Here is a 23,723-nt window from a genome sequence, read left to right on the forward strand (position 1 = left end):
AGGTGATCAGGAGTGGTTTTCAAGCGCCGAGATCGACGCTCTCCCATTCAGGCCGCATCTGAGTTTGTCTATCCACGTGGCGGATGGACCCGCGCCTTTCACTATGTCAAACATCGCGTTCGCCGTTTGCCGGACTCGCCCGAGCGGATCGCACGCGGTATCGGGGCAGGGGTGTTTGCAGCGTTTACACCCTTCTATGGCCTGCATTTTCTGGTCGCCGCCATCGGCGCGCGCCTGCTCAACGGCAATATCGTGGCCGCCCTCAGCGGCACGTTCTTTGGCAATCCGCTGACCTATGTTCCAATTGGCGTCGTCTGCTTGCAGACAGGGCATTTCCTTCTGGGAACGGAATTCGAGAAAAGCGAAACCCGCGGCCTAATGGGGAAATTCGCGGATGCGATGGGCGATCTGAAGAACAACTTCCTCGCCATGTTTACCGACCGCGTCGCGGATTGGCACGGCCTGGGTCTTTTCTACCGCGAAGTGTTCTACCCCTATATGATCGGCGGCATTCTTCCCGGTCTGCTGGCTGGGGTGATCTGCTTTTATCTCAGCCTGCCGCTGATCCGCACCTATCAACAGCGCCGCCGCGCGCGGATCAAAGCCAAATTCGAAGAAATCAAACGTCTGGCCGAAACCGAGGCTGACACTTCGGTGGAAAAGGCACTAGCTTCAGCTCAAACCGTGAAAAAGGAATCGCGCGATGTCTGACACTTATCTGCGTCTTGGTGTGAATATCGACCACGTCGCCACAGTGCGTAACGCACGCGGAGGGGCTTACCCCGACCCGTTGCGCGCCGCCAAACTGGCCGAAGAGGCCGGGGCCGATGGCATCACGGCGCATCTGCGCGAAGACCGCCGTCACATCTCGGACGCGGATATCGACGGGTTGATGGACGTCCTCTCGGTGCCCCTTAACTTTGAGATGGCAGCCACCGACGAGATGCAAAAGATCGCCTTGCGGCACAAACCTCATGCAGTCTGTATCGTGCCGGAAAAGCGCGAAGAACGCACCACCGAAGGCGGGCTGGAAGTCGCGCGGGAGGAAAACAAGCTGGCCCATTTCATTGCTCCGCTGCGCGATGTCGGCTGTCGCGTGTCGATCTTCATCGCCGCTGACCAACGCCAGATCGAGGCCGCCCACCGCATCGGCGCCGAGGTGATCGAGCTACACACAGGCGCCTATTGTGACGCCTTCGCCGAAGGCCGCATGGAAGACGCCGAGCGTGAGCTGGAAAGCCTGCGCCAGATGTCGACCTTTGCCCATTCGCTGGGCCTCGAAGTCCATGCAGGCCACGGGTTGACCTATGAGACGGTGAAACCCGTCGCGGCCTTCCCAGAAGTGCGTGAATTGAACATCGGCCACTTCCTGATCGGCGAGTCGATCTTTCTGGGCCTTACCCCCGCCATACAGGAAATGCGCCGCCTGATGGATGAGGCGCGGGCGTGATCACGCCGACTTTCATAGCGATCTGGTTTGCCTGGTTGATGGCCGGTGGCTCACCCGGTCCGGCCACCATGGGCATTGCCGGTACCGCCATGACTGAAGGTCGCCGCGCAGGGCTGGTCTTTGCACTTGGCATATGCGCGGGCTCTGCTGCTTGGGGGATTGCCGCCGCGCTGGGCTTGTCGGCGATCATGCTGGCAAATGTCTGGGTCTTCGAGGTGATCCGTTACTTTGGTGTCGCCTATTTGGGCTGGCTGGCCCTCAAGGCCCTGCGCCGCGCGATGACCGCCGGTGAGGTTCCATTGGGCAAGCCAGTCACCGGGTCGCTGCGCACTATCTTTGCGAAAGGTGCGGCCATTCACCTAACAAACCCCAAGGCGATCCTCAGCTGGGGGTCGATCTTTGCGATCGTGGCTCCGAATGACGCCAGCCTTTGGGTCCTGTTGGGATATTTCGGCCTGCTCTACATAGGATCGTTGCTGATCTTCATCGGTTACGCCTTCCTGTTTTCCTCGGCACGTATGGTCAGCGCCTACCGGCGCGCTCGCCGCTGGTTCGATTTTGCCTTTGCTGGGTTCTTCGGCGTTGCCAGCTATAAGATTTTGACGGTGCGGTTGACGTGATCCTCGGCGTCGGCACAGATCTCGCGAATATCGAGCGGATTCAGCGCACGCTCGACCGTTTCGGCGATCGTTTCCGCAATCGCGTGTTCACCGAGACCGAGCAGCGCAAGGCGGAACGTCGCCACGACACCGCAGGCACCTACGCCAAACGTTGGGCCGCGAAAGAGGCTTGTTCCAAGGCGTTAGGCACCGGTCTGCGCATGGGCATCGCCTGGAAGGACATGGCGGTCAGCAACCTGTACACGGGCCAGCCCGTGATGCATGTAACCGGCTGGGCCGCCGACCGGCTGCGCCAGATGACGCCGGAGGGTCATGAGGCGATCATCCACGTCACCCTGACCGATGACCACCCCTGGGCGCAGGCCTTTGTGGTGATCGAGGCGCGCCCGCTTCAAGAAGCCGGTACGCAGCCTTGACTTGCCCCCGCATGGCCCGCATGTAGCACCCAACACACCAAGGAGCGAAAGAGCAGTATGGCCGAGGACGTCAAAACCGGAAATCCCATCTGGGAGACGATCAAAACCATTGTCTACGCGCTGCTGATCGCAGGCGTTTTCCGCACCCTGTTCTTCCAGCCCTTCTGGATTCCCTCCGGCTCGATGAAGCAGACCCTACTGATCGGCGATTTTCTGTTCGTCAACAAGATGGCCTACGGTTACTCCTACGCCTCCTGCCCCAGCCTGATCATCCCCAGCGTCGGTCTGAATATAGACGCCGAGGATATATGCGGCTGGCTTCCGGGTGACGACAATACCCGCATCTGGGGCGGAGAGCCCGAGCGCGGCGATGTGATCGTCTTCCGTCACCCTGTTACGGGGCGTGACTACATCAAGCGCCTCATCGGTCTGCCGGGCGACCGCGTTCAGGTTCGCCAAGGGCAGATCATCCTGAACGGCACACCCGTCCCGCAACAAGCCGATGGCGTGTTCACTGAAGTGGCGGCTCCGCAAGGCCCGCAACGCCTGCGTCCGCGCTGCTCCAACGGTCCGGTCGGCATCGGTGGCGTCTGTGAGAAAGAGCGCTTTGTCGAAACCCTGCCCAATGGCGTGTCGTATGATGTGTTGAGTATCGGCAATCAGGGGTCCGACAATACCGGCATCTACACGGTGCCCGAAGGCCACTTTTTCTTCATGGGCGACAACCGCGACAACTCTGCCGACAGCCGTCTGCCGCAATCTGCTGGTGGGGTAGGCTATGTTCCTTACGAAAACCTGATCGGTCGCGCAGACCGGATCATGTTCTCGTCGGCTGGCCGGTCTATGCTGTTCTTCTGGACATGGCGCAGCGACCGCTTCTTCAAGGCGGTCAATTGAAGGTATCGGCCGACATAAAGGCATTTCAGCAACGCTTGGGGTACGAGTTCTCAAACCCCGAGCTGTTGGTGCGGGCACTAACCCATGGTTCGGTTTCGTCCGCCACTCGGCCCGATAACCAAAGGCTCGAATTTCTGGGCGACCGCGTGCTGGGTCTGGTGATGGCAACAGCATTGCTGGAGGCGGATAAGAAAGCCTCCGAAGGCCAGCTGGCCCCTCGTTTCAATGCGCTGGTGCGTAAAGAAGCCTGTGCCGATGTCGCCCGTCAAATTGATCTGGGTGCCGTGCTCAAGCTGGGCCGGTCCGAGATGCTGTCCGGGGGGCGCCGCAAACAGGCGCTTCTGGGCGACGCCATGGAGGCAGTGATTGCCGCTATCTACCGCGACGCCGGGTTCGAGGCCGCTCGCGACGTCATCCTCGCCCTCTGGGGGGATCGCATCCACACGGTCGAATCCGACGCTCGCGACGCAAAGACTTCGCTCCAGGAATGGGCACAGGCCCGCGGCCAGAAACCCCCCAGCTATATTGAAGTCAAGCGTAGCGGCCCCGACCACGCCCCGGTTTTCACCATCGCCGCCCGCCTACAGGACGGGACCGAGGCACAGGCCACCGCCGGATCAAAGCGCCAGGCCGAACAGGCGGCGGCAAAAGCCCTTCTGGACTCGCTGCCGAAGTAGCCCCCGTTCATCTGGCCAAAAATATCCCGGGGGTGAGGCCGGATGAAATCCGGACGAGGGGGCCGGCCCCCTCCCAGTTTGCTTGGCGCAGCCAATCCAATCCCTAAACCACCCGGATATACCCGGTCAGACCAGTTTTCTGATGCTCAATCACATGGCAATGAAATGCCCAGTCGCCGGGGTTGTCGGCGACCAGTGCGATCTCAACGACCTCATCCTTCAGAAGCAGCATGGTATCGGTCAGCAAAGGCGGCAGTTTGCGCAAGTTCGACTTCAACGGCGTGAACACAAGCCCATGCAAATGGATCGGGTGCAGGTTCGGCGATTCGTTTCGTAGCCGCAGAACGTAGCTTTTGCCCATCTCCAAAACAGCCAGAGGGCCGCCGCCCTCGGCGGCATCGCCCGCCCAGGGGGTCCGATTGATCGACCAGAAATTATATCCCAGAGAGCCACAGAACCCGTTATTCGGCTCTCCACCTTCGGGCGTCCAGCCAAAGACGAACTCATGCAGTTCGGCCTTGGTTAGATCAGGCCGTGCAACCGGATTCGGGGGCAGTGGTTTCAACTCCTGCAAATCGCGCGCAACATCCGCGCCTACGGCCCGAAGACGTGCCATCGGGCGATGCGGCTGACCTGGCAGTTTCGCGACAAGATCCACCATCTGCCCCTTGCCCGACGGCATCGCGACCGCGAAATCCACCCGTTGGCCAGGCCCGACCAGCAGAGGGTCCTCGGCGCTTGGCAGGGGGAGCTCGACATCAACCGGATGTCCGTCCCAGGCGATGATCCGGGTCTTACCGCCCGCAAGATGCAGCCGATAAATCCGGGTCGTGTCCGTGTTCACCACCCGCAGCCGTACCAACCCGCCCGAGACGTGGTCATAAACGGGCGTATCCAGCCAGTTTGCAGTTTGTAGATTGCCGAACGTTCCAGCCCTAGCTGCGCCGCGCTGGGTGTAGGCGGGCAGGAACTGGTCCTCATCATCCAGACGGAAATCACGCAGGTTAATGACCTGTTCGCTGTCAAAACCGGGATCTTCGGCCTCTGAAATAACCATCACGCCGGTCAGGCCATAGGCCATCTGCTCCATCGTCATGCAATGGGGGTGGTACCAATAGGTCCCGGCGTCGGGGGGCGTGAACTCATAGTCGAACAGTTCATTCGGCCCAATCGGCATCTGGGTCAGATAGGGCACGCCGTCCATCGCATTGGGAATACGCAGCCCGTGCCAATGCATCGCGGTGTAGTCCAGTGTCGAGTTGCGCACCGGCAGGCGCATCGCTTCACCCTGACGGCCCCGCAGCACCGGCGGCGGCGCATCAGAGGATAGGCTGACCATCCCGGTCGTCACCTGATCGCGCAATGTAAAACTGGCCGATTGGATGACCAGTTCAGGCGCGGCCGAGGCTAGACCGAATCCTCCTACTCCGATTGCCCCTGCGGCGGCGCTGCTTCCCAAAAGGAACTCGCGTCGTTTCATGATTTGCCTCTTTGATGAAATCCTCGCCTGGCTGTCATCGGCGTGGCGTATGGCTACAGTTTCACTGCACACGACGGATCGCAATGCGACAAATCCCTCTGGCCCGCGCGGGCTTTCTGCTATAGGGGTGCGCACTTGCAAACAGGATCGCAACACACATGACCACACGCGCCGGATTTATCGCCCTGATCGGAGAGCCAAACGCAGGCAAATCCACCCTTTTGAACCGCATGGTCGGGGCCAAGGTCTCGATCGTGACGCATAAGGTGCAGACCACCCGCGCCCGCATCCGTGGCGTGGCGATGGAGGGCGACGCGCAGCTGGTCTTTGTGGACACGCCTGGCCTCTTTAAGCCCCGCCGCCGTCTGGACCGTGCGATGGTTGCCGCTGCGTGGGGTGGGGCGGCTGATGCGGATGTGGTTGTCCTGATGATCGAGGCCCATCGCGGCATCACCGAAGGGGTCGAGCGGATCCTCGAAGGTCTCGAAGAGATCGGACAGGGCCGCACCATCGCGCTGGCCATCAACAAGATCGACAAGGTGCCCTCCGAGAAGCTGTTGGCGCTGACCAGCGACTTGAACGCTCGCTACCCTTTTGCTGAGACCTTCATGATCTCGGCCGAGAAAGGCCACGGCGTCGACGACCTGCGTAAATGGCTGGCGGGTGAGCTGCCTGAAGGTCCTTGGCTTTATCCCGAAGACCAGATCGCCGATCTGCCCCTTCGCATGATCGCCGCCGAGATGACGCGCGAAAAGCTGACCCTGCGCCTGCATCAGGAACTGCCCTATCAGCTGACCGTCGAAACCGAGAGCTGGGAAGAGCGCAAAGACGGCTCGGCCCGGATTGATCAGATCATCTATGTCATGCGCGACGGCCACAAAGGCATCGTGCTGGGCAAAAAGGGCGAGACGATCAAGGCCGTGAGCCAGGCCGCGCGGGCGGAATTGGAAGAGTTCCTCGACCGCAAGATTCACCTGTTCCTGCAGGTCAAAGTCCGGCCCAACTGGTTGGAGGAATCCGAGCGGTACTCGGAAATGGGACTGGATTTCAAAGACGGCAACGCATGACCCGTCTGACCGCAGACTTCTGGGTCCATGCCTATCTGGCGCGGTTGCGGTTTCAGGAGATCCCGGCCTTTGTGGTTGCGCATGGCGACGACACGGCGGGTGCGGTGCTGGTCAAGCTCAACACGCTTGATGGGATGGCGGTGGCCTTCCAACGCAGCTTTGACCTGATGAGCGGCGCGCGCAAATGGGTAGAACTCTCTAGCGGCGCCGAGGGTGATGTGGACGAGGCCATCCAACGCCAGCGCAGCTTTGACCCTGATCTATGGGTGATCGAGGTCGAAGACCGGCAGGGGCGGCATTTACTGGATGAAGAGGGTCTGGAATAGCCCCACTTACAGGGACTTGGACAGGCGGCCCAAACCGTCTAGTTTTAAGGTCAGGTCGGCACAGGCTGATCGTTGAGAAAACCGCAAAAAGGTCAGGTGTTGGCGTGGCTGAAACACTCGCTGAGAAACTTGAAAAATCGAACCTGGGTCATTGGATGCAGCGATTCGAAGGCTTCATGGTCTTCATTGGTGTCGTCGGTCCCTTTGCCACGCTGCCGCAGCTGATCAAGCTGTTTTTCACCCACTCGCAACACGCCACTGGCCAGTCGCTTTTGTCCTGGTCGCTCTATGCTGCGCTGTCATTCCTGTGGTTTGCTTACGGGTTGGTGGTCGGGAAGCTACCGATTTATGTAGGCAATGGGATCTCGATGGTCCTCAACCTGTTGATGGTGATTGGTATCCTGATGCACGCGGGCCTGACGTTCTGAGGGGGTTCTAGCCTAGCACCAGCGGCTCTAGCGACACCCGCAGCGATACGGCGGCGAAGAACAGTACGCTGCCTGCTAGAACGAAAACATGCCAAATCGTATTGTGATAGGGCATCCAGTCGGACAGGTAGAAGATGACGCCTGCGGTGTAGACTACCCCTCCGGCAATCATCAGGGCGAATACCGAGGGCGGCAGCTCGTCCAGCAAGGCATGCCCGCTCCAGACGGCAGCCCAGCCCATTCCCAGATACAAGACCAGCCCGATCCAGCGAAAGCGGTGCGGGTCCACCATTTTCAGCACCGACCCCAGCGTCGCCGAGGACCAAAGGCCGATCATCAGCCCCGGGGCTTGCGCTCCGGACAGCAGCAGGAAAGGCGTGTAGGTTCCTGCGATCTTCACATAGATGCCCGAGTGATCCAGCCTGCGCAGAACTTCTGACCATCGGTCGCTGACGACCATATTGTAGAGCGCAGAAAAGCTGAGCATCAGGATCAGCGTCACACCGTAGATCGACGCGCCCATGACCGCGTCCGGGTCGGCTCGATAGAACATCGTCATGACAATCAGAATGGGAACCGCGATAAGGGCTAGAAACAGGCCCAGAACATGTACAACTCCGTCACTGATGCGCTCGGCCCGGCTATAGGCTGGCCGGATATGTGCAAAAGATCGCATAGCAGAAGGGTAGGTCCGCTGCCGTCCTAGGGCAAGTCTACCGGGCTGAACTTCTCGTGTGGGTGCCACAGCTTGCGGCGCTGGCGGGTGTTTTTCATCCCCTCTTCATCAAACCGCAATGCTCAGGTCGGATCTTCGCCGAGCTTTGGGTCTTTGTACCGGTTGAGGTCCAGAATGCCCGCCTGGATTGGGTTATCCTTCAAAAAACGGGTGTGGATCTGATCGCTGATGGCCCAGAAATCTTCGCTGGTCCGACGCACGCCGAAATCGGCAACCAGCTGCATCCAGTCTTCTTGCGTGGCGACCGCTTTCACAGCCTGAACAAAGTCGGGCAATTGCGCTTCAGGCAGTTTGAAGAAGAAGTTTGGGTAGCTTCCGATCATCTCAGGCAGAATGGTCAGAACGTCTTTTTCGGGCTCTCGCCGGGCGGATTCGTCAAACAGGAAGGCTATGTTGGTATGGGCCTTGTCGTGGATCAGGGTGAAAACATCGGCTTTCTCGTCGCTTGTCTCGACCACCAGCAAGGAAAGGTCGGGCAGGAACTTGACCCAAGGCCCGGTCTGGCTAGTGAGGGAAGTCAGGGCATCCTGAGCGCAATCCCCACCATCGCATCGGTTGATAGGGTCGGAGAGCAGCCACAAACCATTGCCGCGGGCTAGAAGTTGCAGAAGAAACTCCTGCTTCGGGGCGTTTGTTTCAAATGTGATCCCCGTGGGCATCGTGTCGTCGATGCGACGGGTGTGCCAAAAAGTGTGCAATCTGGCCAGAACGCCTCGGTACCAGTTTTCGTGCATCCCCGGCCGCAGATTGCGCGGCATGAAGGTCAGGAAGTTATCCTCACTCTCCATGCGCAATTCGTCCATGTAAATGCGGGTCGCTAGTTGATGCTCGACACGTCCGAACACATCATATCCGGCAACCAGATTGTAGTAGATTCGTTCAAACACCGGATAGTCGATGACCCAGGCGGTTTCCGGAATGTCGCCATGAAACCCGGTCAGGGCCGAGGCGTTGTCGAAGTGCCGAAACACGGTGATCAGGGCGTTCGGGTTGGTTCCCTCGCCATCCCAGATCGCATCATAGCCCCAACCGGTCTGATACGCAGGGCTGTTACGATAGCGGGTATCGCGGAACTCAAGGTACTGGGCCTGGTTCTGATGCGAGAACATGTGCAGGTCACCCAAGTTTTGGCCTACCTGCGCTACGGGCAGCTCAAGAAGTGCAGCGCCCTCGGCCAGAAAACTTGGGTCGGTGATCGAGAGGTCGGCGTCGGGGTCAAGGAAACTGACCCAGAACCGGTCCTCGATGACGTCAACGGCAGTCTCTCCGTGACAGACAGGGCCGCGGATAAAGCTGCGGACAAAGAACAGCGCATCGTCCAAAAGGAATTGGTACCGGCTACGCGCGGGGATCGCCGCGAAGGTCGAGAACGGGTCGCCGCCTTCGGCATCGCCATAGGAGGGCAGGTCGGTCAGCGCCCAGTTGGGCTGCAGGAACAGCGCCTGAAACCGCGTCATGCGATCAGGGCTTAGCGTATAGACCAGATGTTCTTTGTGGACGATGGTTTCATCGAACGGTTGTAGACGGTAGAAGAAAGGGTCCGCGCCGGGGTCGTCGAACGGGCGGCGGGTGGCGATGATGTCGATCTCTTCTCCGTTGGGCGTTCTGGACCGGACCATTTGAAAGAACCGCCGTGGGTCATCGCCTTCGAAATGTAGGCGGGCCAGAAACAGATGTTCGAACAGATACCGGTTCATCAATTGCGCGCGCGGGTCGGGAGCGTTCAAGAACGCCTCCCACGCGGTGACCTGTTCTTGGATATCGTCCGGCAATGGCGTAGCCGCGTTAGGCAAGGCCGCTCCGCCCTGCACCCAGTCCATCAACAGCGCATGCTCTGAGGCTGCCAGTGGCGCAGTCCCATAGGGCATTCCGGCCATCGGATGACTTTCGCGGAAGGCGTCGAACTCCTGATCGGTTGGGCAGACCAACGGGCGGTCAAGCGCCAGCTCCAACGAGTCCGGCAGGGGTGCGTTGGGGGGCAGAGGGTTTTCGGCCCCCAGTGCCAGATAGCGTTCAAGCAGGCTGGTCTCGCCTTGTGCCTGTGGAAGAACCGGATGGAACCCTAAATCCCGCCACCCCTCAACCGTTGTGGCATCTTGCCCCAAACGGGTCGGCTGGGCATCTTCTAGGCGCTGTGAATGGTAAACCGCCAGCTTGCTGCCGCCGCGCAGCAGCCCCTCGGGCGAGGTCAGCTTGACCTGACAGGGCGCGTCATAACAGCCGTGGCAAACCACGCATCGCTTGTCGAGAACCGGCTTGACTTGCGACCAGTCTGCCTGAGCGAAGGCGGAAAGAGGGCCAAAGCCGATCAAGCTTGCAAATAGCAAAACCCAAACTCTGCCTGGCATCTTTGTCCTCCCGCCCAACGCGCGCCCAATGATAATCTTGGACCAAGCGCCCGGTTTGTCGAGTCCCCATCCCGCTTGCGCCCGGCGTGCAGTTGCGCTCTTGTGAGGCGACCGACTTCCAACCCCGACCGGAGCTTGCCTTGGACTGGCGCGATCACGGCATTTTACTGACCACGCGCCGCCACGGTGAAACGGCTGCGATCATCGAGGTCTTCACCGAGGCCCATGGCCGTCATGCGGGTGTGGTGCGTGGGGGAACCAGCCGCAAGATCGCGCCGATCCTGCAGCCAGGCGCGCAACTGGACGTGCTGTGGCGTGCGCGGCTTGAGGAACATATTGGCACTTTCCAGGTCGAACCTCTGCGCTCGCGCGCGGCAGCGGCGTTTTCCGGGCGTCTGGCGCTGGCGGGGCTTAACGCCGTGGTGTCGCTGTTGTCCTTTTGCCTGCCCGAGCGGGAACCGCATCCCGCCATCTATACCCAGACCGAGCAGTTGATGGATCTGCTGGGGCAAGATGAGATCTGGCCGTTGGCCTATCTGCGGTGGGAACTTGCGCTGCTTGAGGATCTGGGTTTTGGCCTCGATCTGTCCTCCTGCGCTGTAACCGGCGCGACCGAGGGGCTGGTCTATGTCTCGCCCAAAACCGGTCGGGCCGTCAGTGTTGAGGGCGCCGGAGAGTGGGTCGACCGCCTGTTGCCCCTGCCGCCCTGTCTAAGGGGCGAAGGGACGGCCCCGGATTCTGAGATCGTGCAGGGGCTGAATACGACAGGGTATTTCATGGAACACCGCGTTGCGCCCGCGCTGGGCCATCATCCGCCGCCCGAGGCGCGGGCGCGGTTCATCGAGAGGCTTACTCGGCGGCTTTGAACACCATCTCGTGCCCGTCCTCATTGCGCAGGATCAGCACATCGCCGGAAACCTCGGATTGGGTCATCGCCAACAGGGCGGCGAAATAAACCCCCTCGGCCTCAAGCGCGGCACAGGCGGCGCGAGTGGCGGCAAGGTCCTTGATCGCGAACCAAGGATAGGGCGCGTTCAGCGTGCCATTGTAGCTATTGCAGGGGGCATTGCCCGCGATCTTACCCTCTTCGGGGAATTGCAGTATGACGCTGGCCTCAAACGGCTGCCCATCAATCTCTCGCAGCACCCAGGACCAGTCAGACGCGCCATAGGCCGCCACGGTTTCGTCGCGGTCGCATTGAAACAGGGCCATCAAGGGCAGAACGAGGGTCAGGCGTAGCATGGGCACAATCTAGCGTGTCTTCGGGTGCGGCTGAACCGGAATCTCAGCTGCCTACGCTGGCCGAGATCAGCTCTTCGCGCACCTCCAGCCGGGGCCGCCAGTTGTAACGGTCGTCTTCCGAGATCTCGCCCCAGAACAGGTCGCCGCTCTGCCGCCAGGGATCAAGGATCACGCCTTCCTTCAGGCTGTCTCCCCGCGCGCTGATCGCTGCCGAATGGTGGATGATGCGGAACGTGGTCGGAGGAGAGGTGGCCCAATGTACATCCAGCGTTTGAAAGTTCTCTTGCTGCAAGCGCCGGGTCATGGCCTGCGCCCAGTCATTGCACAGGCCGTAGTCGCGAAAGCCGTTGATGACCTTGGCGTTGTGAACGATCGGCGAATCCGTCACGTTCCAGTCGCGCTTCAATTGTTGCGAATAGCTGTACGAGATTTCCGCGGCGCGGCGGGCCTCGGCCGGGTCGACATTGGGGCCAAGGTTGCGGATCTCAAGCGCCAGCCCATCGACATCCGCCCGTGTGACGGTCGAAGACGGAGCGCAAGCCCCAAGGGTCAGCATCACCAAGGCAGCAAGCAGCGCGGTCAAGCGTATCACGTTCGTCTCTCCGTCCGGGTTTCGAGAGGTCGTGTAAGTGATCTGCGCGGGATCGGGAAGAGGGAAGTTGCAGTGAGGAGTGTTCAGAATTGGTTCTGTACGCGTTGTGGGACGCGCGGATAGTGCCGCGCACAAAATAAGCAATTCAAGAAAAAAACCCGGCGCGGGCGCCGGGTTCAGTTGGGGAAATGAAGTTGCCGAATTTCGGTCAGCCCAGCAAACGCCGTGCGATGACCTGTGCCTGAATTTCGGCAGCCCCTTCGAAAATGTTCAGAATACGCGCGTCGCACAGAACGCGGCTGATCTTGTATTCCAGCGCAAAGCCGTTGCCGCCGTGAATCTGCAGCCCGTTATCAGCCGCGGCCCAGGCCACACGTGCGCCCAACAGCTTTGCCATGCCGGCCTCAAGATCGCAGCGCTGGCCGTGGTCTTTTTCCCAGGCCGAGAAATAGGTCAGCTGCCGCGCAATCATGATCTCAACCGCCATCATCGCCAGCTTGCCGGAGACGCGCGGGAAGTTGATCAGGGATTTGCCGAATTGTTTGCGGTCCTGCGCATATTGCATCGCGATATCCAGCGCACTTTGCGCCACGCCGATGGCGCGGGCGGCGGTCTGGATACGGGCGGACTCAAAAGTCTCCATCAACTGTTTGAAGCCTTTGCCTTCTTCGCCGCCAAGAAGGTTCTCACCCTTCACGTGGAAGCCGTCAAAGCCCAGCTCGTACTCTTTCATGCCGCGATAGCCCAGCACCTCGATCTCACCGCCGGTCATGCCGGGGGTGGGGAAGGGGGCTTCGTCCGTTCCCGGCGTCTTTTCGGCCAGGAACATCGACAGGCCCCGGTGATCCGTGCTGTTAGGATTGGTGCGCGCTAGTAGGGTCATCACATGGGTACGGGCCGCGTGAGTTATCCACGTTTTGTTGCCCGTGATCTCATAGTCGCCATCGGCGGTCTTGACCGCGCGTGTGCGCAGGCTGCCCAGATCCGAGCCGGTGTTGGGTTCGGTGAACACAGCCGTCGGCAAGATTTCAGCGCTGGCCAGCTTCGGCAGCCAGTTCGCTTTTTGCTCATCCGTACCGCCTGCGATGATCAACTCAGCCGCAATCTCGGAGCGCGTGCCCAGAGAGCCAACACCGATATAGCCACGCGAAAGCTCCTCGGACACCACGCACATCGAAGCTTTGGACAGGCCGAATCCGCCGAACTCTTCGGGGATGGTCAGGCCGAAAACGCCCATCTCGGCCAGTTCTTCGATGACTTCGATCGGGATCAGTTCATCCTTGAGGTGCCAGTCATGGGCGTGCGGTTCGACCTTTTCGACGGCATAACGGCGGAATTGGTCACGGATCATCTCAAGTTCTTCGTCCAGACCCGACGCGCCGAACATGGTGGCTCCGGCCTGGTCTTCCATCAGGGCGACAAGGCGAGACCGCGCGGCTTGCGTATTGGCCTGCGCCATCAGCGTCTGGATCTCAGAAGTCTGGAACCCGGACAGAGCGTCCCAGCCCAGCCCCAGATCCTGCAGGCGTACAACTTCGCCTTGGTTCATGGGGATACCGCCAGCGACCTGATGCAGATACTCACCAAAGGCGATCTGGTGCAGCAGTTGCTCAATCTCGCCAAACTTGCCGTCCGCCTCAAGCGTTTCGGCCCAGCGTTGCATCTGTGCAAGGGACTGATGATAGGTCGCCAGCCATGCCAGCCCGTGAGCAGCTGTCTGGTTCGCCTCGATCAACGCGCCCGAGACGCGACCGTCAGCCTCGACCATGGACCGTACCGAATCGCGCGCGCGTTCAAATACAGCTTCAACCGCTGGTACAGCGGCCTTTGTCAGGGCCAGAAGGTCCGGCAAAATCGCAGCTGTCGTCATCTGGGTCATATCCTGTCCGTCATGGGCCATGAATCACGTCCTCTTTTGCGTCGTCTGGTCATATCATGCTGCACGTGCAGCGCAACAAAAATACTTATTACGCTGCGAAAAAGTTCAAATATTACCTTGTCATTTTTGCAGTGCAGAGAGCGCACAGGGTGATATCTAGACGGCATGACACTGTTTTCCATACTCTCTCCGACCGATCTTGTTCTGGCTGCTGCGATTGCCTGTCTTGCCGGATGGGTCAAAGGCATGGTCGGTTTTGCGATGCCGATGGTTCTTGTTTCTGGGCTGAGCATGTTTCTTCCGCCCGAGCTTGCTGTTGCCGGTCTGATCTTCTCGACCGTTGTGACCAACGGCGTTCAGGCGCTGCAGGAAGGGGGGCGGGCGGCTATTGCCTCGATCCGGCGGTTCCGGGTCTTTCTGAGCGTTGGTTTGATCTTTCTGCTGCTCGGAGCGCAATTGGTGACGCTGGTTCCGGCCTCGACCTTCCTGATGTTGATCGGCATTCCGGTGACAGGTTTTGCATTGCTGCAGATCCTCGGGGTCACCTTTTCCCTCAAGGAAGCATCAGCGCGTATAGAAGCGATCTTCGGCGTAATTGCGGGTTTTGTCGGTGGGATTTCGGGCGTATGGGGGCCTCCGACCGTGGCGTATCTGACGGCCCTCAACACCCCAAAGCAAGAGCAGTTGAGAGTACAGGGTGTGATCTATGGTTTGGGCGCTGTGGCTTTGACAGTGGCACATATCGGTTCAGGGATACTGAACCGCGAGACAGCGCCGTTCTCGGCAGTTTTGGTCTTGCCAGCCCTTGGGGGTTTGTGGCTGGGGATGCGATTGCAGAACCGCATTGATCAGGCCCTGTTTCGGAAAATAACCTTGTTGGTACTGTTGGTTGCTGGGCTGAACCTTGTCCGCCGTGGTCTGTTCGGTTAGCGGATCACGCCCGCTTTTCCGCAAAGCGAAAAGCGAAATAGAGGCCGAGCATCAGGAAGAAGAGGCCCGAGACGTCTCCGATCAGAAAGGCGATGTACTCAGCGGTCGCACTGCCGAAGGCTAAATTCGTCAGACCCGAGACCAGGAACGAGGTTACAACGCCGACGCCCATGATGCAAATCCAGCAGGGTTTGCGGTCGGCGCGTGGAAACAGATCCCAACCGAGCCATTTGCAGAGATAGAAGACCGCCGGAACCGTTGTTACGGCGATTGCCATTGCCAAAAGACGGCTTGGCAGGAACACATCGCTGCCGCCGAGTGCTGCGAAAACGATGAAAACACCGGGAAGAAGGGCAAAGATCGCCCTCCAGCCCAACAACCACGCGGATAGAACGCGCACGCCATGTGGTAGAAACAGCAGACTTGCCCGGCTTGGATATTCGGGAAAGAACAAGTTCTGCAAAGGCATCAGGACCTCAAAAGTGAGGAAGGATGCGATCACATAGGCCAAAGAGGCAAAAAATGTTTCCGAGGCCCACTTGCGCACGTCGATCAGCCGTTGATCTGCCGGGGCGCGGCGTCACCGTGGTGCATGTACGATATACCGTCCGCGATTGGCTGTGCCGCTTTGCGACAGATAACCCTTTTCGACCAGCGACTTCAGCGCGCGGAAAAAGGTGGGCCGCGAAACGCTCTGGACCAGAGTGTGTTCGATCAAGCCGAATGTCCGGACTTCCTGATCGGCTTTCGATAGCTCTTCGGCCGCGTAATAAATGTCGCGCTCGACCGGAGAAAGCTGTTCAAGGCCTAGTGTGCGCTCCATGCTTTGCATGAGCTTGCGAAGTTCGGTGAGTTTCGAGATTTCGGTCATATCTTACCTGTCTTTTTCGTGCCAACGCGGCCAAAGCCGAAACCTGGAAATATATCCAAACACCGTGGTGTCTGGCTGGTTTCATATTGACACTTTACCCCATCTACTTAGACTAGCGTCGTGATTAGGTTGCCCAATTCGCTGGTGTGAGTGTCCGCGCATGAGCTGCCCAAAGGTTATTTTAAGATTCGGCCCGGTGCAAAAGCTCCGGGCCAATTTAATGTAGCGACTGTAGCGTATCGGAAACTTCGGAACAACGCATTTGTATATGCTGTTTCCGCGCGGTAACCGGAAGGTGAACGCTCTGGCATAGAAAAGGGCGCCGAAGCGCCCTTGATTCAGGTCAGCCGATGGCAACAGCCTTGATGTCTTCGTCGATGAACGGAATGTACTGTTCAAAGTTCTCCGCAAACATCTGCACCAGCTTCTCTGCCTGCTTGTCGAACGCAACCTGATCATCCCAGGTGCGGCGCGGATCCAGCAGAACCTCAGGCACTCCGGGAACCGAGACAGGTACGTCGAAGCCGAAATTAGCATCCTTGCGGTACTCGGCATCGGCCAGCGAACCGTCCAGCGCAGCAGTCAGCAAGGCGCGGGTTGCCTTGATCGGCATCCGGCTGCCAATCCCGTATGCGCCACCGGTCCAGCCGGTGTTGACCAGCCAGCAGGTCGCACCGTGCTGGGCGATCTTGTCACGCAGCAGGTTGCCATAGGCCTCGGGGCGGCGCGGCATGAAGGGCGCGCCAAAGCAGGTCGAGAAGGTCGGCTGCGGCTCGGTTACGCCACGCTCGGTCCCTGCTACCTTAGAGGTGAAGCCCGACAGGAAGTGATACATGGCCTGCGCCGGTGTCAGCCGCGCGATGGGAGGCAGTACGCCGAACGCATCACAGGTCAGCATGATGATGTTCTTGGGATGACCGCCCAGAGCGCTGCTGGATGCGTTCGAGATATACTCGAGCGGGTAGGCGCAGCGCATGTTTGCAGTCAGTGAGTCATCATCGAAATCAAGTTCCTTGGTTTCGGGATCGAAGACCATGTTCTCGATCACCGTGCCGAATTTCGAGGTCGTCGCGTAAATCTCGGGCTCGGCCTCGGCGTTCAGGTTGATGGTCTTGGCATAGCAGCCACCTTCGAAGTTGAACGTACCACGATCCGACCAGCCATGTTCGTCGTCACCGATCAGCACGCGCGCCGGGTCGGCGGACAGGGTGGTCTTGCCGGTGCCGGACAGGCCGAAGAACACAGCCGTGTCGACCGGGTTACCAACGGCGTGGTTGGCCGAGCAATGCATCGGCATCACGCCTTTTTCCGGCAGCATGTAGTTCAGCAGGGTAAAGACGGACTTTTTGTTCTCACCCGCGTATTCGGTGCCGCCGATGAGGATCAGCTTGCGGTCGAAGTTCAGTGCAATCACAGTCTCGCTACGGCAGTTGTGCTTGGCGGGATCCGCTTGGAAGCTGGGGCAGTTGATGATGGTGAAGTCAGCCGTGAAATCATCCAGATCTTCGCGATCAGGGCGGCGCAGGAGGTGGCGGATGAACAGGTTGTGCCAGGCCAGCTCGGTGACCATGCGCACGTTGATCGAATAGGTCGGATCGGCCCCGCCAACGAGGTCCTGCACAAAATAGTCCCGGCCTTTCATATGGGACAGCATGTCTTCGTACAGTGCGTCAAAGCCTTCGGGGCTCATGGCGGCGTTGTTTTCCCACCAGATGCTGTCGGCGACGCTGTCGGTTTTGACGACGTGTTTGTCCTTGGGCGAACGGCCAGTGAACTTGCCGGTGGTGACCAGAAAGGCCCCGCCATTGCCAAGAGTGCCTTCGCCGCGCTTCAGCGCCTCTTCGATCAGCGCCGGTTCCATGAAGTTGTAATAGACATTGCCCAGACCCTCGATGCCCTGATCTTCGAGGCGGAATTGCGGGTTAACCCGTCCAGATGTCATGTGTGTCTTCTCCTGTGGCGGCGCGGAGGCAGTTCGGCCCGGTGCGCTCTTGGGGCAATCATGCCGGAGGACTCCGGCGGACAGGCGACCTCTTATCATGGTCGTTTGGGGCATGAACAGGAGGCTTTGACGCAGTTAGCGCAACCAAGTCTAGGTTTAGCGCCATCACAAATTTCCTGTCGGAAAACCGGGCAGCATTTTGCGGTCGGCAAGGCATTTTTGCCGCAGAACTGCCGCAAGAAAGGCTTGATTCGTGGTTACGGATTGATTCGGCGCCTTAAAACCGCCAACAATATCCTACAAAAAAGCGTATTATTGCGTATGTGAGCAGGAATAGGGGTGACCCCAATGTCAAAGATTGCACTGGTGGATGACGATAGAAACATTCTGACGTCGGTATCCATGACGCTCGAAGCTGAGGGTTTCGAGGTTGAAACGTATAATGACGGTCAGGCTGCGCTGGATGCTTTCAATAAAAAGCTGCCCGATATGGCTGTTCTGGATATCAAGATGCCGCGGATGGACGGGATGGACCTGTTGCAGCGGCTGCGCCAGAAAACCCAGATGCCGGTTATCTTCCTGACCTCCAAGGATGACGAGATCGACGAGGTTCTGGGTCTGCGCATGGGCGCGGATGATTATGTGAAGAAGCCGTTTTCGCAGCGCCTTCTGGTCGAACGCATTCGCGCTTTGCTGCGTCGTCAGGAAGCGACCGAGGGCGATAGCGCTGCGGTCAGCACTGGTGATGCGAAGGTTATGGAGCGTGGTGAGCTTCGGATGGACCCGCTGCGCCATGCGGTGACCTGGAAGGGCAATGATGTTTCACTGACCGTGACCGAGTTTCTGCTTCTGCAGGCCTTGGCGCAACGCCCAGGCTTCGTCAAAAGCCGCGACCAGCTGATGGACGTGGCCTATGACGATCAGGTCTATGTCGACGACCGCACCATCGACAGCCACATCAAACGCCTTCGCAAGAAGATGCGCGCCGCTGATCCTGAGTTCTCGGCCATCGAGACGCTCTATGGCATCGGCTACCGCTACAACGAAGAATAGGCACGCGCCCCGTTTGAAGGTATTGTGGTCCCGTGCGTGACACTGACCAATCTGACGAGCTGCACGACGGTGATGTCGTAATCGGGGATGACTGGGTTATCCCACAAGACCCCGAGTCTGCCGAACTGCGAGAGAAGCGGTCGCGGAGGAACTTGTTTTCTCTGCGCGGCTCGCCTTTGGCGCGCAAGATCGTCACCTTCAACCTGATTGCCTTGGTCATTCTCGTGACCGGTCTTTTGTATCTGGACGATTCCCGGAAGGAACAGGTTCAGCAAACCGCGCGCAACCTGATGGGCGACGCACAGCTGGTCAGCAACGTGTTCGAGGCTCAGATCCGTCAGAACGCAGCCGCGGGCGCGCAAAATCCGCGGGTGCTGGATGTGGGTGATACTCTGGCCGGGTTAAGTCTACCAGAAGGTGGCGAGGTCTTTGTTTACGACGCCAGCGGCACGTTGATCGGTTGGACGCGGGGTGCCTCAGTTGCCGTTGATCTGTCGACCATCTTGCAGTCAGAGGCGGATATCCAAACTGGAAGCACCGTTATCAGTGACTCTTTAAATGCGGTCTGGACCGGGGTATCCCGGGTGTTCAACTGGTCAACGACTGACGAGGCCCCGACGCTGGCCCAACGGGTGCAATCCATCATCCCCGATACGCTTGGCGGCAGAACGCAGGTGCAGGCCGTTCAGGACGAGATGGATGAGACGGTTATCGTTGCCGCCTCTCCCATCGTGTTCAACGACACGACAGTCGGAGCTGTTGCCATAACCGGCCCGGCAGGTGAGATCGACGCGCTGGCCCGGCGCGAGCAGGAGCGGATCCTGCAGATGTTTGTTGTCGCTCTGCTGGTCTCGGTCGGTCTCAGCCTTGTTTTGGCGTCGACCATTGCCAATCCGCTGGCCGATCTGGCCGCCGCGGCCGAGATGGGCAAAGACCGGGGTACAGGCGTTAATCCGGGCCGTATCCGCATCCCGGATCTGAGCGCCCGCCCTGATGAGATTGGTCGCCTCAGCCTGGCGCTGCGGGGCATGGTCACGGCGCTCTACAATCGGATTGACGCAAATGAACAATTCGCAGCGGACGTGGCGCATGAGATCAAGAACCCGCTGGCCAGCCTCCAATCCGCTGTTGGAACACTTCGGATGGTCAAGCGCGACGATCAGCGTGAAAAGCTGATGGGCGTCATCGAACATGACGTACGGCGTCTCGACCGTCTGGTCAGCGACATCTCTAACGCCTCGCGGCTGGATGCGGAGCTTGTGAAAGAGGCTGAGCAGCCCTTTGACCTGCTGAAACTGCTGGACAATCTGGGTCAGTTTCTGGGCGAAGATGCCAAGTCCAAGGGCATTGAATACGCCACCGATCTGCCCGCCGACCCGATCGTGATCAATGGGCTTGAGGCGCGCTTGGCCCAGGTTTTCGTCAATCTGATCACCAATGCGATCTCCTTCTGCGAGGAGGGCGATGCGATCCGCGTCTGGGTACGTCAACGCGACCAGCGTGTGCTGGTCGTCGTCGAAGACACAGGCCCCGGCATACCGGAACAGGCTCTGACCAAGGTCTTCAAACGCTTCTACTCTGAGCGCCCCGAGGAGCATTTTGGCAACAACTCCGGCCTCGGGTTGGCGATCTCGAAACAGATTGTCGAAGCTCATGGCGGTGTGATCTGGGCTGAGAATATCCGACCGACCGAAGCCGATGTCACCTCGGAGCCGCTGGGTGCGCGTTTCGTCGTGGGGCTTCCTGTCTAGGACATGAGCAGTCAGACGCTTTCAGACATCGCGGATAAGGACAGGGCCTGTATTCACGCGACCTGTGTCGCGGTTCAAGGGCAAGGGCTTCTGATCGTAGGGGCCTCGGGATCGGGTAAATCCTCACTTGCCCTTCGCATGATGGCCCTTGGGGCCGATCTGGTTGCCGACGACCGTGTTGATCTGCGCCGGGACGAGGGCGCGGTGATTGCCGACGCACCACCGCGGATTGCGGGCTTGATCGAGGCGCGTGGCATCGGGCTGTTGCGCGCCGCCCCTTGCGGCCCGGTGGCTTTGGATTATGTGCTCGACATGGACCAGACGCAGCCCGCCCGCCTGCCAGAGCCCGTTACTATGCAGTTACTGGGGCACTATGTACCCTTGTTGTTTGGCGCCTGCGTGCCCAATTTGGCCGAAGCACTGATGCAACTGCTTAGAATGGGGCGCGTAGACCCGGAATGGACCAGCACATGACAGCGCAACGGCGGATCGTTCTTGTGACCGGGCCGTCCGGGGCAGGACGATCGACAGCCATTCACGTGCTTGAGGATCTGGGGTTCGAGGCGATCGACAATCTGCCCATGGGCCTGCTGACGCGCCTGCTGGAAGGCGCGGGGAACGATCGGCCCATGGCTTTGGGGATTGATGCGCGCAACCGGGATTTCTCGACCATCGGCTTCATCGAACTGGCCGCCAAGCTGGGCCGTATGGAACAGGTTGACCTGACCGTTCTCTATCTGGATTGCAGTGATGAGGTTCTTCTGCGCCGCTTCTCGGAAACCCGCAGGCGTCACCCTGTCGCGAAGGATGCGGGCCCTGAAGCCGGGGTGCGCCAGGAAAAAGAACTGCTGGCCCCGATCCGCGAAATCGCCGATACCCTGATCGACACCAGCGCCCTGAATGTTCACCAACTGCGTGAAGAGGTCGAACATTGGTTCGCCCCACAAGGTGGCCGCCATCTTGCGGTCTCGATCGAGTCTTTTTCCTACAAACGCGGCCTGCCGCGCGGCCTCGATATGGTGTTTGATTGCCGTTTTCTGGCCAATCCTTACTGGCGGCCCGAATTGCGTGCCGCCGACGGTCGAAACGCTGACGTGGCGCGCTATGTCCAGTCCGATAAGAACTACGCTCCGTTCTTTGACCAGGTGGTCGGAATGCTGGACCTTTTGCTGCCTGCCTTTCGCGCCGAGGGCAAAGCGCACCTGTCGGTTGCTTTCGGGTGTACCGGTGGCCAGCACAGATCTGTCGCTTTGGCCGAGGCGATTGCGAAAGCCCTTGCAGACAGGGGGCAGCAGGTGGCAATTAGGCACCGCGAGATGGAACGACGCGCATTGAATGTGAGGCCGGATTGATCGGGATAGTGATCGTAGCGCATGGAGGGTTGGCCAAAGAGTATCTGGCCGCCATGCAGCATGTTGTGGGGCCGCAGCCCGGCCTCGTCGCGATTGCGATCGAAGCCGATCATGACCGCGATGAAAAGCAGGCCGAAATCTGCCGCGCCGCAAACGACGTTGATATGGGTGGCGGCGTGGTGATCGTCACGGACCTGTTCGGTGGCAGCCCGTCTAACCTCAGCCTCCGGGCCTGTGCGCCGCAGGATCGGCGCATTTTGTATGGCGCGAACCTTCCCATGCTGATCAAATTGGCCAAAAGTCGCCACCTGCCCGTGGGCGATGCCGTGCGTCACGCGATGGAGGCTGGACGCAAGTACATCAATGCGCAAAATGTGACATTGGATTAGGACCGGACGTATTGAAATGACCAATCGAAGCTTGAAAATCATAAATGAAAAGGGCCTGCACGCCCGCGCCTCGGCCAAGCTGGTTGAGGTAGTAGAAGGTTTCGATGCAAGTGCGGAAGTCTCCAAGGACGGACTTTCTGCATCAGGCGACAGTATCATGGGCCTTTTGATGTTGGCAGCCTCGCGCGGAACCACTATTGACGTCGAGACCTCCGGGCCGGATGCTGAGGCATTGGCAGAAGCCTTGGAAACGCTTGTGAACGACAAGTTCGGCGAGGGGTTCTAAAGCCACCCCGCCGGGACAGGAAGAACGGGAAGACCAGGAATTGGCGGAAACAACGCACGACACCAAGACAGGCCCCGTTGTCGACGGGACCGAAGATCAGGGCGAGATCTACGACCGTAGAACGCTGACCTATGCCAATTCGTTCGACGATGCCTGGACCGCGACGGCAATCCGCGCCATTGAATGGTGTACCGGCAAGCTGACCATTCTGCGGATGGTCAATAAATTTGAAAAGAAAAATGAGCAGTATCGTGGCCAGCGGTTCTGGGGTGGGGCGCTCAAGACGATGGGGATCACCCTCACCACACCCGAGGAACAGATCGCACGTATTCCCAAAACCGGCCCCGTTGTCGTTGTCGCCAACCATCCTCATGGCATGGTGGACGGCATGATTTTCGCTGAACTGATTGGACGTGTCCGTAGCGACTACCGTATTCTGACCCGCTCGGTTCTGACTGGCCTGGATGAGGCCGCGACCTCGTTTATGATCCCCGTTCCCTTCCCGCATGATCCTGAAGCGCAAACCAAAATGCTGGAAATGCGGACCAAGGCGATGGACCACCTGAAAGAGGGCGGCGTGGTCGCCCTGTTCCCCTCGGGTGTAGTGATGTCCTCGGATGATTGGTTCGGGCCGGCAATTGAACGCGAATGGAACGTCTTCACCGCCAAGATGATCCGCCGTTCAGGCGCGACCGTGGTGCCGATTTACTTCCCCGGCCGCAACTCGCGCGCCTATCAGATCGCCAACAAACTCTCGCCGATCCTACGGCAGGGGCTGTTGCTGCATGAGATCGTCCGCTCTTGCAACAAGCCCCAATCCCCGGTGATTGGAGAGCCGATCTCGGACGAAGACATGCAGCTGCTCGAACGCGACCCGCGCGGTTTCATGGCGTGGCTGCGAAACCACACGATGTCCTTGGGCGGCATAGCAAAGCGCTGATCCACCCCTTCATCTGGCTACAAATATCCCCGGGGGTGAGACCGGATGAAA

Annotated in this window: 28 protein-coding genes; 19 read left to right on the plus strand and 9 right to left on the minus strand. The window is 59.4% G+C overall.

What is annotated here, in order from left to right:
- Positions 1–12: 12 nt before the first annotated feature.
- The 6 genes from ACP15L_RS20840 to rnc are packed head-to-tail and all read left to right on the plus strand — an operon-like array spanning position 13 to position 4,060.
- Positions 13–711 (plus strand): DUF2062 domain-containing protein, encoded by a 699-nt coding sequence (locus tag ACP15L_RS20840; protein ID WP_425085634.1) that lies wholly within the window; start codon positions 13–15, stop codon positions 709–711.
- On the plus strand, positions 704–1,450 hold the full coding sequence (locus ACP15L_RS20845) for a pyridoxine 5'-phosphate synthase (RefSeq protein WP_425085635.1): 747 nt from the start codon (positions 704–706) through the stop codon (positions 1,448–1,450). Before ACP15L_RS20840 ends, ACP15L_RS20845 begins: the two co-directional genes overlap by 8 nt.
- On the plus strand, positions 1,447–2,070 hold the full coding sequence (locus ACP15L_RS20850) for a LysE family translocator (protein ID WP_425085636.1): 624 nt from the start codon (positions 1,447–1,449) through the stop codon (positions 2,068–2,070). Before ACP15L_RS20845 ends, ACP15L_RS20850 begins: the two co-directional genes overlap by 4 nt.
- A complete protein-coding gene (gene acpS / locus ACP15L_RS20855; protein ID WP_425085637.1) occupies positions 2,067–2,486 on the plus strand; it encodes a holo-ACP synthase in 420 nt (139 codons plus the stop codon). Before ACP15L_RS20850 ends, acpS begins: the two co-directional genes overlap by 4 nt.
- Before the next feature lie 57 nt (positions 2,487–2,543).
- On the plus strand, positions 2,544–3,383 hold the full coding sequence (gene lepB / locus ACP15L_RS20860; protein ID WP_425085638.1) for a signal peptidase I: 840 nt from the start codon (positions 2,544–2,546) through the stop codon (positions 3,381–3,383).
- Entirely contained in the window at positions 3,380–4,060 is a 681-nt protein-coding gene (rnc, locus tag ACP15L_RS20865; protein ID WP_425085639.1) for a ribonuclease III, read from the plus strand. Before lepB ends, rnc begins: the two co-directional genes overlap by 4 nt.
- A gap of 103 nt (positions 4,061–4,163) precedes the next feature.
- Here rnc and ACP15L_RS20870 read toward each other — a convergent pair whose 3' ends face one another.
- Positions 4,164–5,540, minus strand: a complete 1,377-nt coding sequence (locus ACP15L_RS20870; RefSeq protein WP_425085640.1) for a multicopper oxidase family protein — start codon at positions 5,538–5,540, stop codon at positions 4,164–4,166.
- Between the two features lie 158 nt (positions 5,541–5,698).
- Here ACP15L_RS20870 and era point away from each other — a divergent pair, with 158 nt between their 5' ends.
- The 3 genes from era (at position 5,699) to ACP15L_RS20885 (ending at position 7,361) form a co-directional block, all read left to right on the plus strand.
- On the plus strand, positions 5,699–6,607 hold the full coding sequence (gene era, locus ACP15L_RS20875) for a GTPase Era (RefSeq protein ID WP_170380441.1): 909 nt from the start codon (positions 5,699–5,701) through the stop codon (positions 6,605–6,607).
- Complete coding sequence (locus ACP15L_RS20880; protein ID WP_170494055.1) at positions 6,604–6,933, plus strand: DUF1491 family protein; 330 nt, start codon at positions 6,604–6,606, stop codon at positions 6,931–6,933. Before era ends, ACP15L_RS20880 begins: the two co-directional genes overlap by 4 nt.
- A 104-nt stretch (positions 6,934–7,037) precedes the next feature.
- Positions 7,038–7,361, plus strand: a complete 324-nt coding sequence (locus ACP15L_RS20885) for a SemiSWEET transporter (RefSeq protein ID WP_425085641.1) — start codon at positions 7,038–7,040, stop codon at positions 7,359–7,361.
- Between the two features lie 7 nt (positions 7,362–7,368).
- On the opposite strand, the gene trhA is transcribed toward ACP15L_RS20885, so the two are convergent.
- On the minus strand, positions 7,369–8,037 hold the full coding sequence (trhA, locus tag ACP15L_RS20890; RefSeq protein ID WP_425085642.1) for a PAQR family membrane homeostasis protein TrhA: 669 nt from the start codon (positions 8,035–8,037) through the stop codon (positions 7,369–7,371).
- A gap of 122 nt (positions 8,038–8,159) precedes the next feature.
- Complete coding sequence (locus tag ACP15L_RS20895; protein ID WP_425085643.1) at positions 8,160–10,445, minus strand: fatty acid cis/trans isomerase; 2,286 nt, start codon at positions 10,443–10,445, stop codon at positions 8,160–8,162.
- A gap of 140 nt (positions 10,446–10,585) precedes the next feature.
- Between ACP15L_RS20895 and recO the strand changes: the two genes are divergently transcribed.
- Positions 10,586–11,311: a DNA repair protein RecO gene (recO, locus tag ACP15L_RS20900; RefSeq protein ID WP_425085644.1), complete on the plus strand. Its 726-nt coding sequence runs from the start codon at positions 10,586–10,588 to the stop codon at positions 11,309–11,311.
- On the opposite strand, the gene ACP15L_RS20905 is transcribed toward recO, so the two are convergent.
- The 3 genes from ACP15L_RS20905 to ACP15L_RS20915 form a co-directional block, all read right to left on the minus strand.
- A complete protein-coding gene (locus tag ACP15L_RS20905; RefSeq protein WP_425085645.1) occupies positions 11,295–11,687 on the minus strand; it encodes an META domain-containing protein in 393 nt (130 codons plus the stop codon). The two genes, recO and ACP15L_RS20905, sit on opposite strands and share 17 nt — an antisense overlap.
- Before the next feature lie 43 nt (positions 11,688–11,730).
- Positions 11,731–12,279: a hypothetical protein gene (locus ACP15L_RS20910; RefSeq protein WP_425085646.1), complete on the minus strand. Its 549-nt coding sequence runs from the start codon at positions 12,277–12,279 to the stop codon at positions 11,731–11,733.
- Between the two features lie 208 nt (positions 12,280–12,487).
- Entirely contained in the window at positions 12,488–14,179 is a 1,692-nt protein-coding gene (locus tag ACP15L_RS20915) for an acyl-CoA dehydrogenase family protein (RefSeq protein WP_425085647.1), read from the minus strand.
- Between the two features lie 144 nt (positions 14,180–14,323).
- Between ACP15L_RS20915 and ACP15L_RS20920 the strand changes: the two genes are divergently transcribed.
- Positions 14,324–15,088 carry a sulfite exporter TauE/SafE family protein gene (locus tag ACP15L_RS20920; protein WP_425085648.1) on the plus strand — a complete coding sequence of 255 codons (765 nt, stop codon included), beginning with the start codon at positions 14,324–14,326 and terminating at the stop codon, positions 15,086–15,088.
- Positions 15,089–15,092: 4 nt separating this feature from the next.
- Here ACP15L_RS20920 and ACP15L_RS20925 read toward each other — a convergent pair whose 3' ends face one another.
- The 3 genes from ACP15L_RS20925 to ACP15L_RS20935 form a co-directional block, all read right to left on the minus strand.
- Positions 15,093–15,557, minus strand: a complete 465-nt coding sequence (locus tag ACP15L_RS20925; RefSeq protein ID WP_425085649.1) for a hypothetical protein — start codon at positions 15,555–15,557, stop codon at positions 15,093–15,095.
- 111 nt (positions 15,558–15,668) lie between these two features.
- The gene (locus ACP15L_RS20930; RefSeq protein WP_170380432.1) at positions 15,669–15,959 is read right to left on the minus strand and encodes a hypothetical protein; all 291 of its coding nucleotides are present in this window, start codon (positions 15,957–15,959) and stop codon (positions 15,669–15,671) included.
- A 343-nt stretch (positions 15,960–16,302) separates the two neighbouring features.
- A complete protein-coding gene (locus ACP15L_RS20935; protein WP_425085650.1) occupies positions 16,303–17,901 on the minus strand; it encodes a phosphoenolpyruvate carboxykinase in 1,599 nt (532 codons plus the stop codon).
- A 60-nt stretch (positions 17,902–17,961) separates the two neighbouring features.
- On the opposite strand from ACP15L_RS20935, the gene ACP15L_RS20940 reads away from it, so the two are divergent.
- From ACP15L_RS20940 to ACP15L_RS20975, 8 genes are read left to right on the plus strand one after another with little or no spacing between them, the layout of a single operon-like run.
- On the plus strand, positions 17,962–18,228 hold the full coding sequence (locus ACP15L_RS20940; protein WP_425085651.1) for a hypothetical protein: 267 nt from the start codon (positions 17,962–17,964) through the stop codon (positions 18,226–18,228).
- A 21-nt stretch (positions 18,229–18,249) separates the two neighbouring features.
- Entirely contained in the window at positions 18,250–18,954 is a 705-nt protein-coding gene (locus ACP15L_RS20945) for a response regulator transcription factor (RefSeq protein WP_170380430.1), read from the plus strand.
- Positions 18,955–18,986: 32 nt separating this feature from the next.
- Positions 18,987–20,705, plus strand: coding sequence for a sensor histidine kinase (locus tag ACP15L_RS20950; RefSeq protein WP_425085652.1), 1,719 nt, complete (start codon positions 18,987–18,989; stop codon positions 20,703–20,705).
- A gap of 3 nt (positions 20,706–20,708) precedes the next feature.
- Complete coding sequence (locus ACP15L_RS20955) at positions 20,709–21,179, plus strand: HPr kinase/phosphorylase (protein WP_425085653.1); 471 nt, start codon at positions 20,709–20,711, stop codon at positions 21,177–21,179.
- Positions 21,176–22,057: an RNase adapter RapZ gene (rapZ, locus tag ACP15L_RS20960; protein ID WP_425085654.1), complete on the plus strand. Its 882-nt coding sequence runs from the start codon at positions 21,176–21,178 to the stop codon at positions 22,055–22,057. The genes ACP15L_RS20955 and rapZ overlap by 4 nt, the downstream gene beginning before the upstream one ends.
- Positions 22,054–22,446: a PTS fructose transporter subunit IIA gene (locus tag ACP15L_RS20965; protein WP_170380426.1), complete on the plus strand. Its 393-nt coding sequence runs from the start codon at positions 22,054–22,056 to the stop codon at positions 22,444–22,446. Before rapZ ends, ACP15L_RS20965 begins: the two co-directional genes overlap by 4 nt.
- A 16-nt stretch (positions 22,447–22,462) precedes the next feature.
- Complete coding sequence (locus tag ACP15L_RS20970; RefSeq protein WP_170380425.1) at positions 22,463–22,732, plus strand: HPr family phosphocarrier protein; 270 nt, start codon at positions 22,463–22,465, stop codon at positions 22,730–22,732.
- Between the two features lie 40 nt (positions 22,733–22,772).
- A complete protein-coding gene (locus tag ACP15L_RS20975) occupies positions 22,773–23,672 on the plus strand; it encodes a lysophospholipid acyltransferase family protein (RefSeq protein ID WP_425085655.1) in 900 nt (299 codons plus the stop codon).
- Positions 23,673–23,723 lie beyond the last annotated feature (51 nt).

It is taken from the genome of Ruegeria profundi, from assembly GCF_049800715.1.
GTDB lineage: Bacteria > Pseudomonadota > Alphaproteobacteria > Rhodobacterales > Rhodobacteraceae > Ruegeria > Ruegeria profundi_A.

Coding starts and splice junctions, on each gene's coding strand:
- ACP15L_RS20915 (WP_425085647.1), bottom strand. CDS start 14,179: ATGGCCCATGACGGACAGGATATGACCCAGATGACGACAGCTGCGATT.
- ACP15L_RS20905 (WP_425085645.1), bottom strand. CDS start 11,687: ATGCTACGCCTGACCCTCGTTCTGCCCTTGATGGCCCTGTTTCAATGC.
- era (WP_170380441.1), top strand. CDS start 5,699: ATGACCACACGCGCCGGATTTATCGCCCTGATCGGAGAGCCAAACGCA.
- ACP15L_RS20970 (WP_170380425.1), top strand. CDS start 22,463: ATGACCAATCGAAGCTTGAAAATCATAAATGAAAAGGGCCTGCACGCC.
- ACP15L_RS20880 (WP_170494055.1), top strand. CDS start 6,604: ATGACCCGTCTGACCGCAGACTTCTGGGTCCATGCCTATCTGGCGCGG.
- ACP15L_RS20935 (WP_425085650.1), bottom strand. CDS start 17,901: ATGACATCTGGACGGGTTAACCCGCAATTCCGCCTCGAAGATCAGGGC.
- trhA (WP_425085642.1), bottom strand. CDS start 8,037: ATGCGATCTTTTGCACATATCCGGCCAGCCTATAGCCGGGCCGAGCGC.
- ACP15L_RS20845 (WP_425085635.1), top strand. CDS start 704: ATGTCTGACACTTATCTGCGTCTTGGTGTGAATATCGACCACGTCGCC.
- ACP15L_RS20895 (WP_425085643.1), bottom strand. CDS start 10,445: ATGCCAGGCAGAGTTTGGGTTTTGCTATTTGCAAGCTTGATCGGCTTT.
- ACP15L_RS20945 (WP_170380430.1), top strand. CDS start 18,250: ATGTCAAAGATTGCACTGGTGGATGACGATAGAAACATTCTGACGTCG.
- ACP15L_RS20920 (WP_425085648.1), top strand. CDS start 14,324: ATGACACTGTTTTCCATACTCTCTCCGACCGATCTTGTTCTGGCTGCT.
- ACP15L_RS20870 (WP_425085640.1), bottom strand. CDS start 5,540: ATGAAACGACGCGAGTTCCTTTTGGGAAGCAGCGCCGCCGCAGGGGCA.
- rapZ (WP_425085654.1), top strand. CDS start 21,176: ATGACAGCGCAACGGCGGATCGTTCTTGTGACCGGGCCGTCCGGGGCA.
- ACP15L_RS20925 (WP_425085649.1), bottom strand. CDS start 15,557: ATGCCTTTGCAGAACTTGTTCTTTCCCGAATATCCAAGCCGGGCAAGT.
- lepB (WP_425085638.1), top strand. CDS start 2,544: ATGGCCGAGGACGTCAAAACCGGAAATCCCATCTGGGAGACGATCAAA.
- ACP15L_RS20930 (WP_170380432.1), bottom strand. CDS start 15,959: ATGACCGAAATCTCGAAACTCACCGAACTTCGCAAGCTCATGCAAAGC.
- ACP15L_RS20940 (WP_425085651.1), top strand. CDS start 17,962: ATGCCGGAGGACTCCGGCGGACAGGCGACCTCTTATCATGGTCGTTTG.
- ACP15L_RS20955 (WP_425085653.1), top strand. CDS start 20,709: ATGAGCAGTCAGACGCTTTCAGACATCGCGGATAAGGACAGGGCCTGT.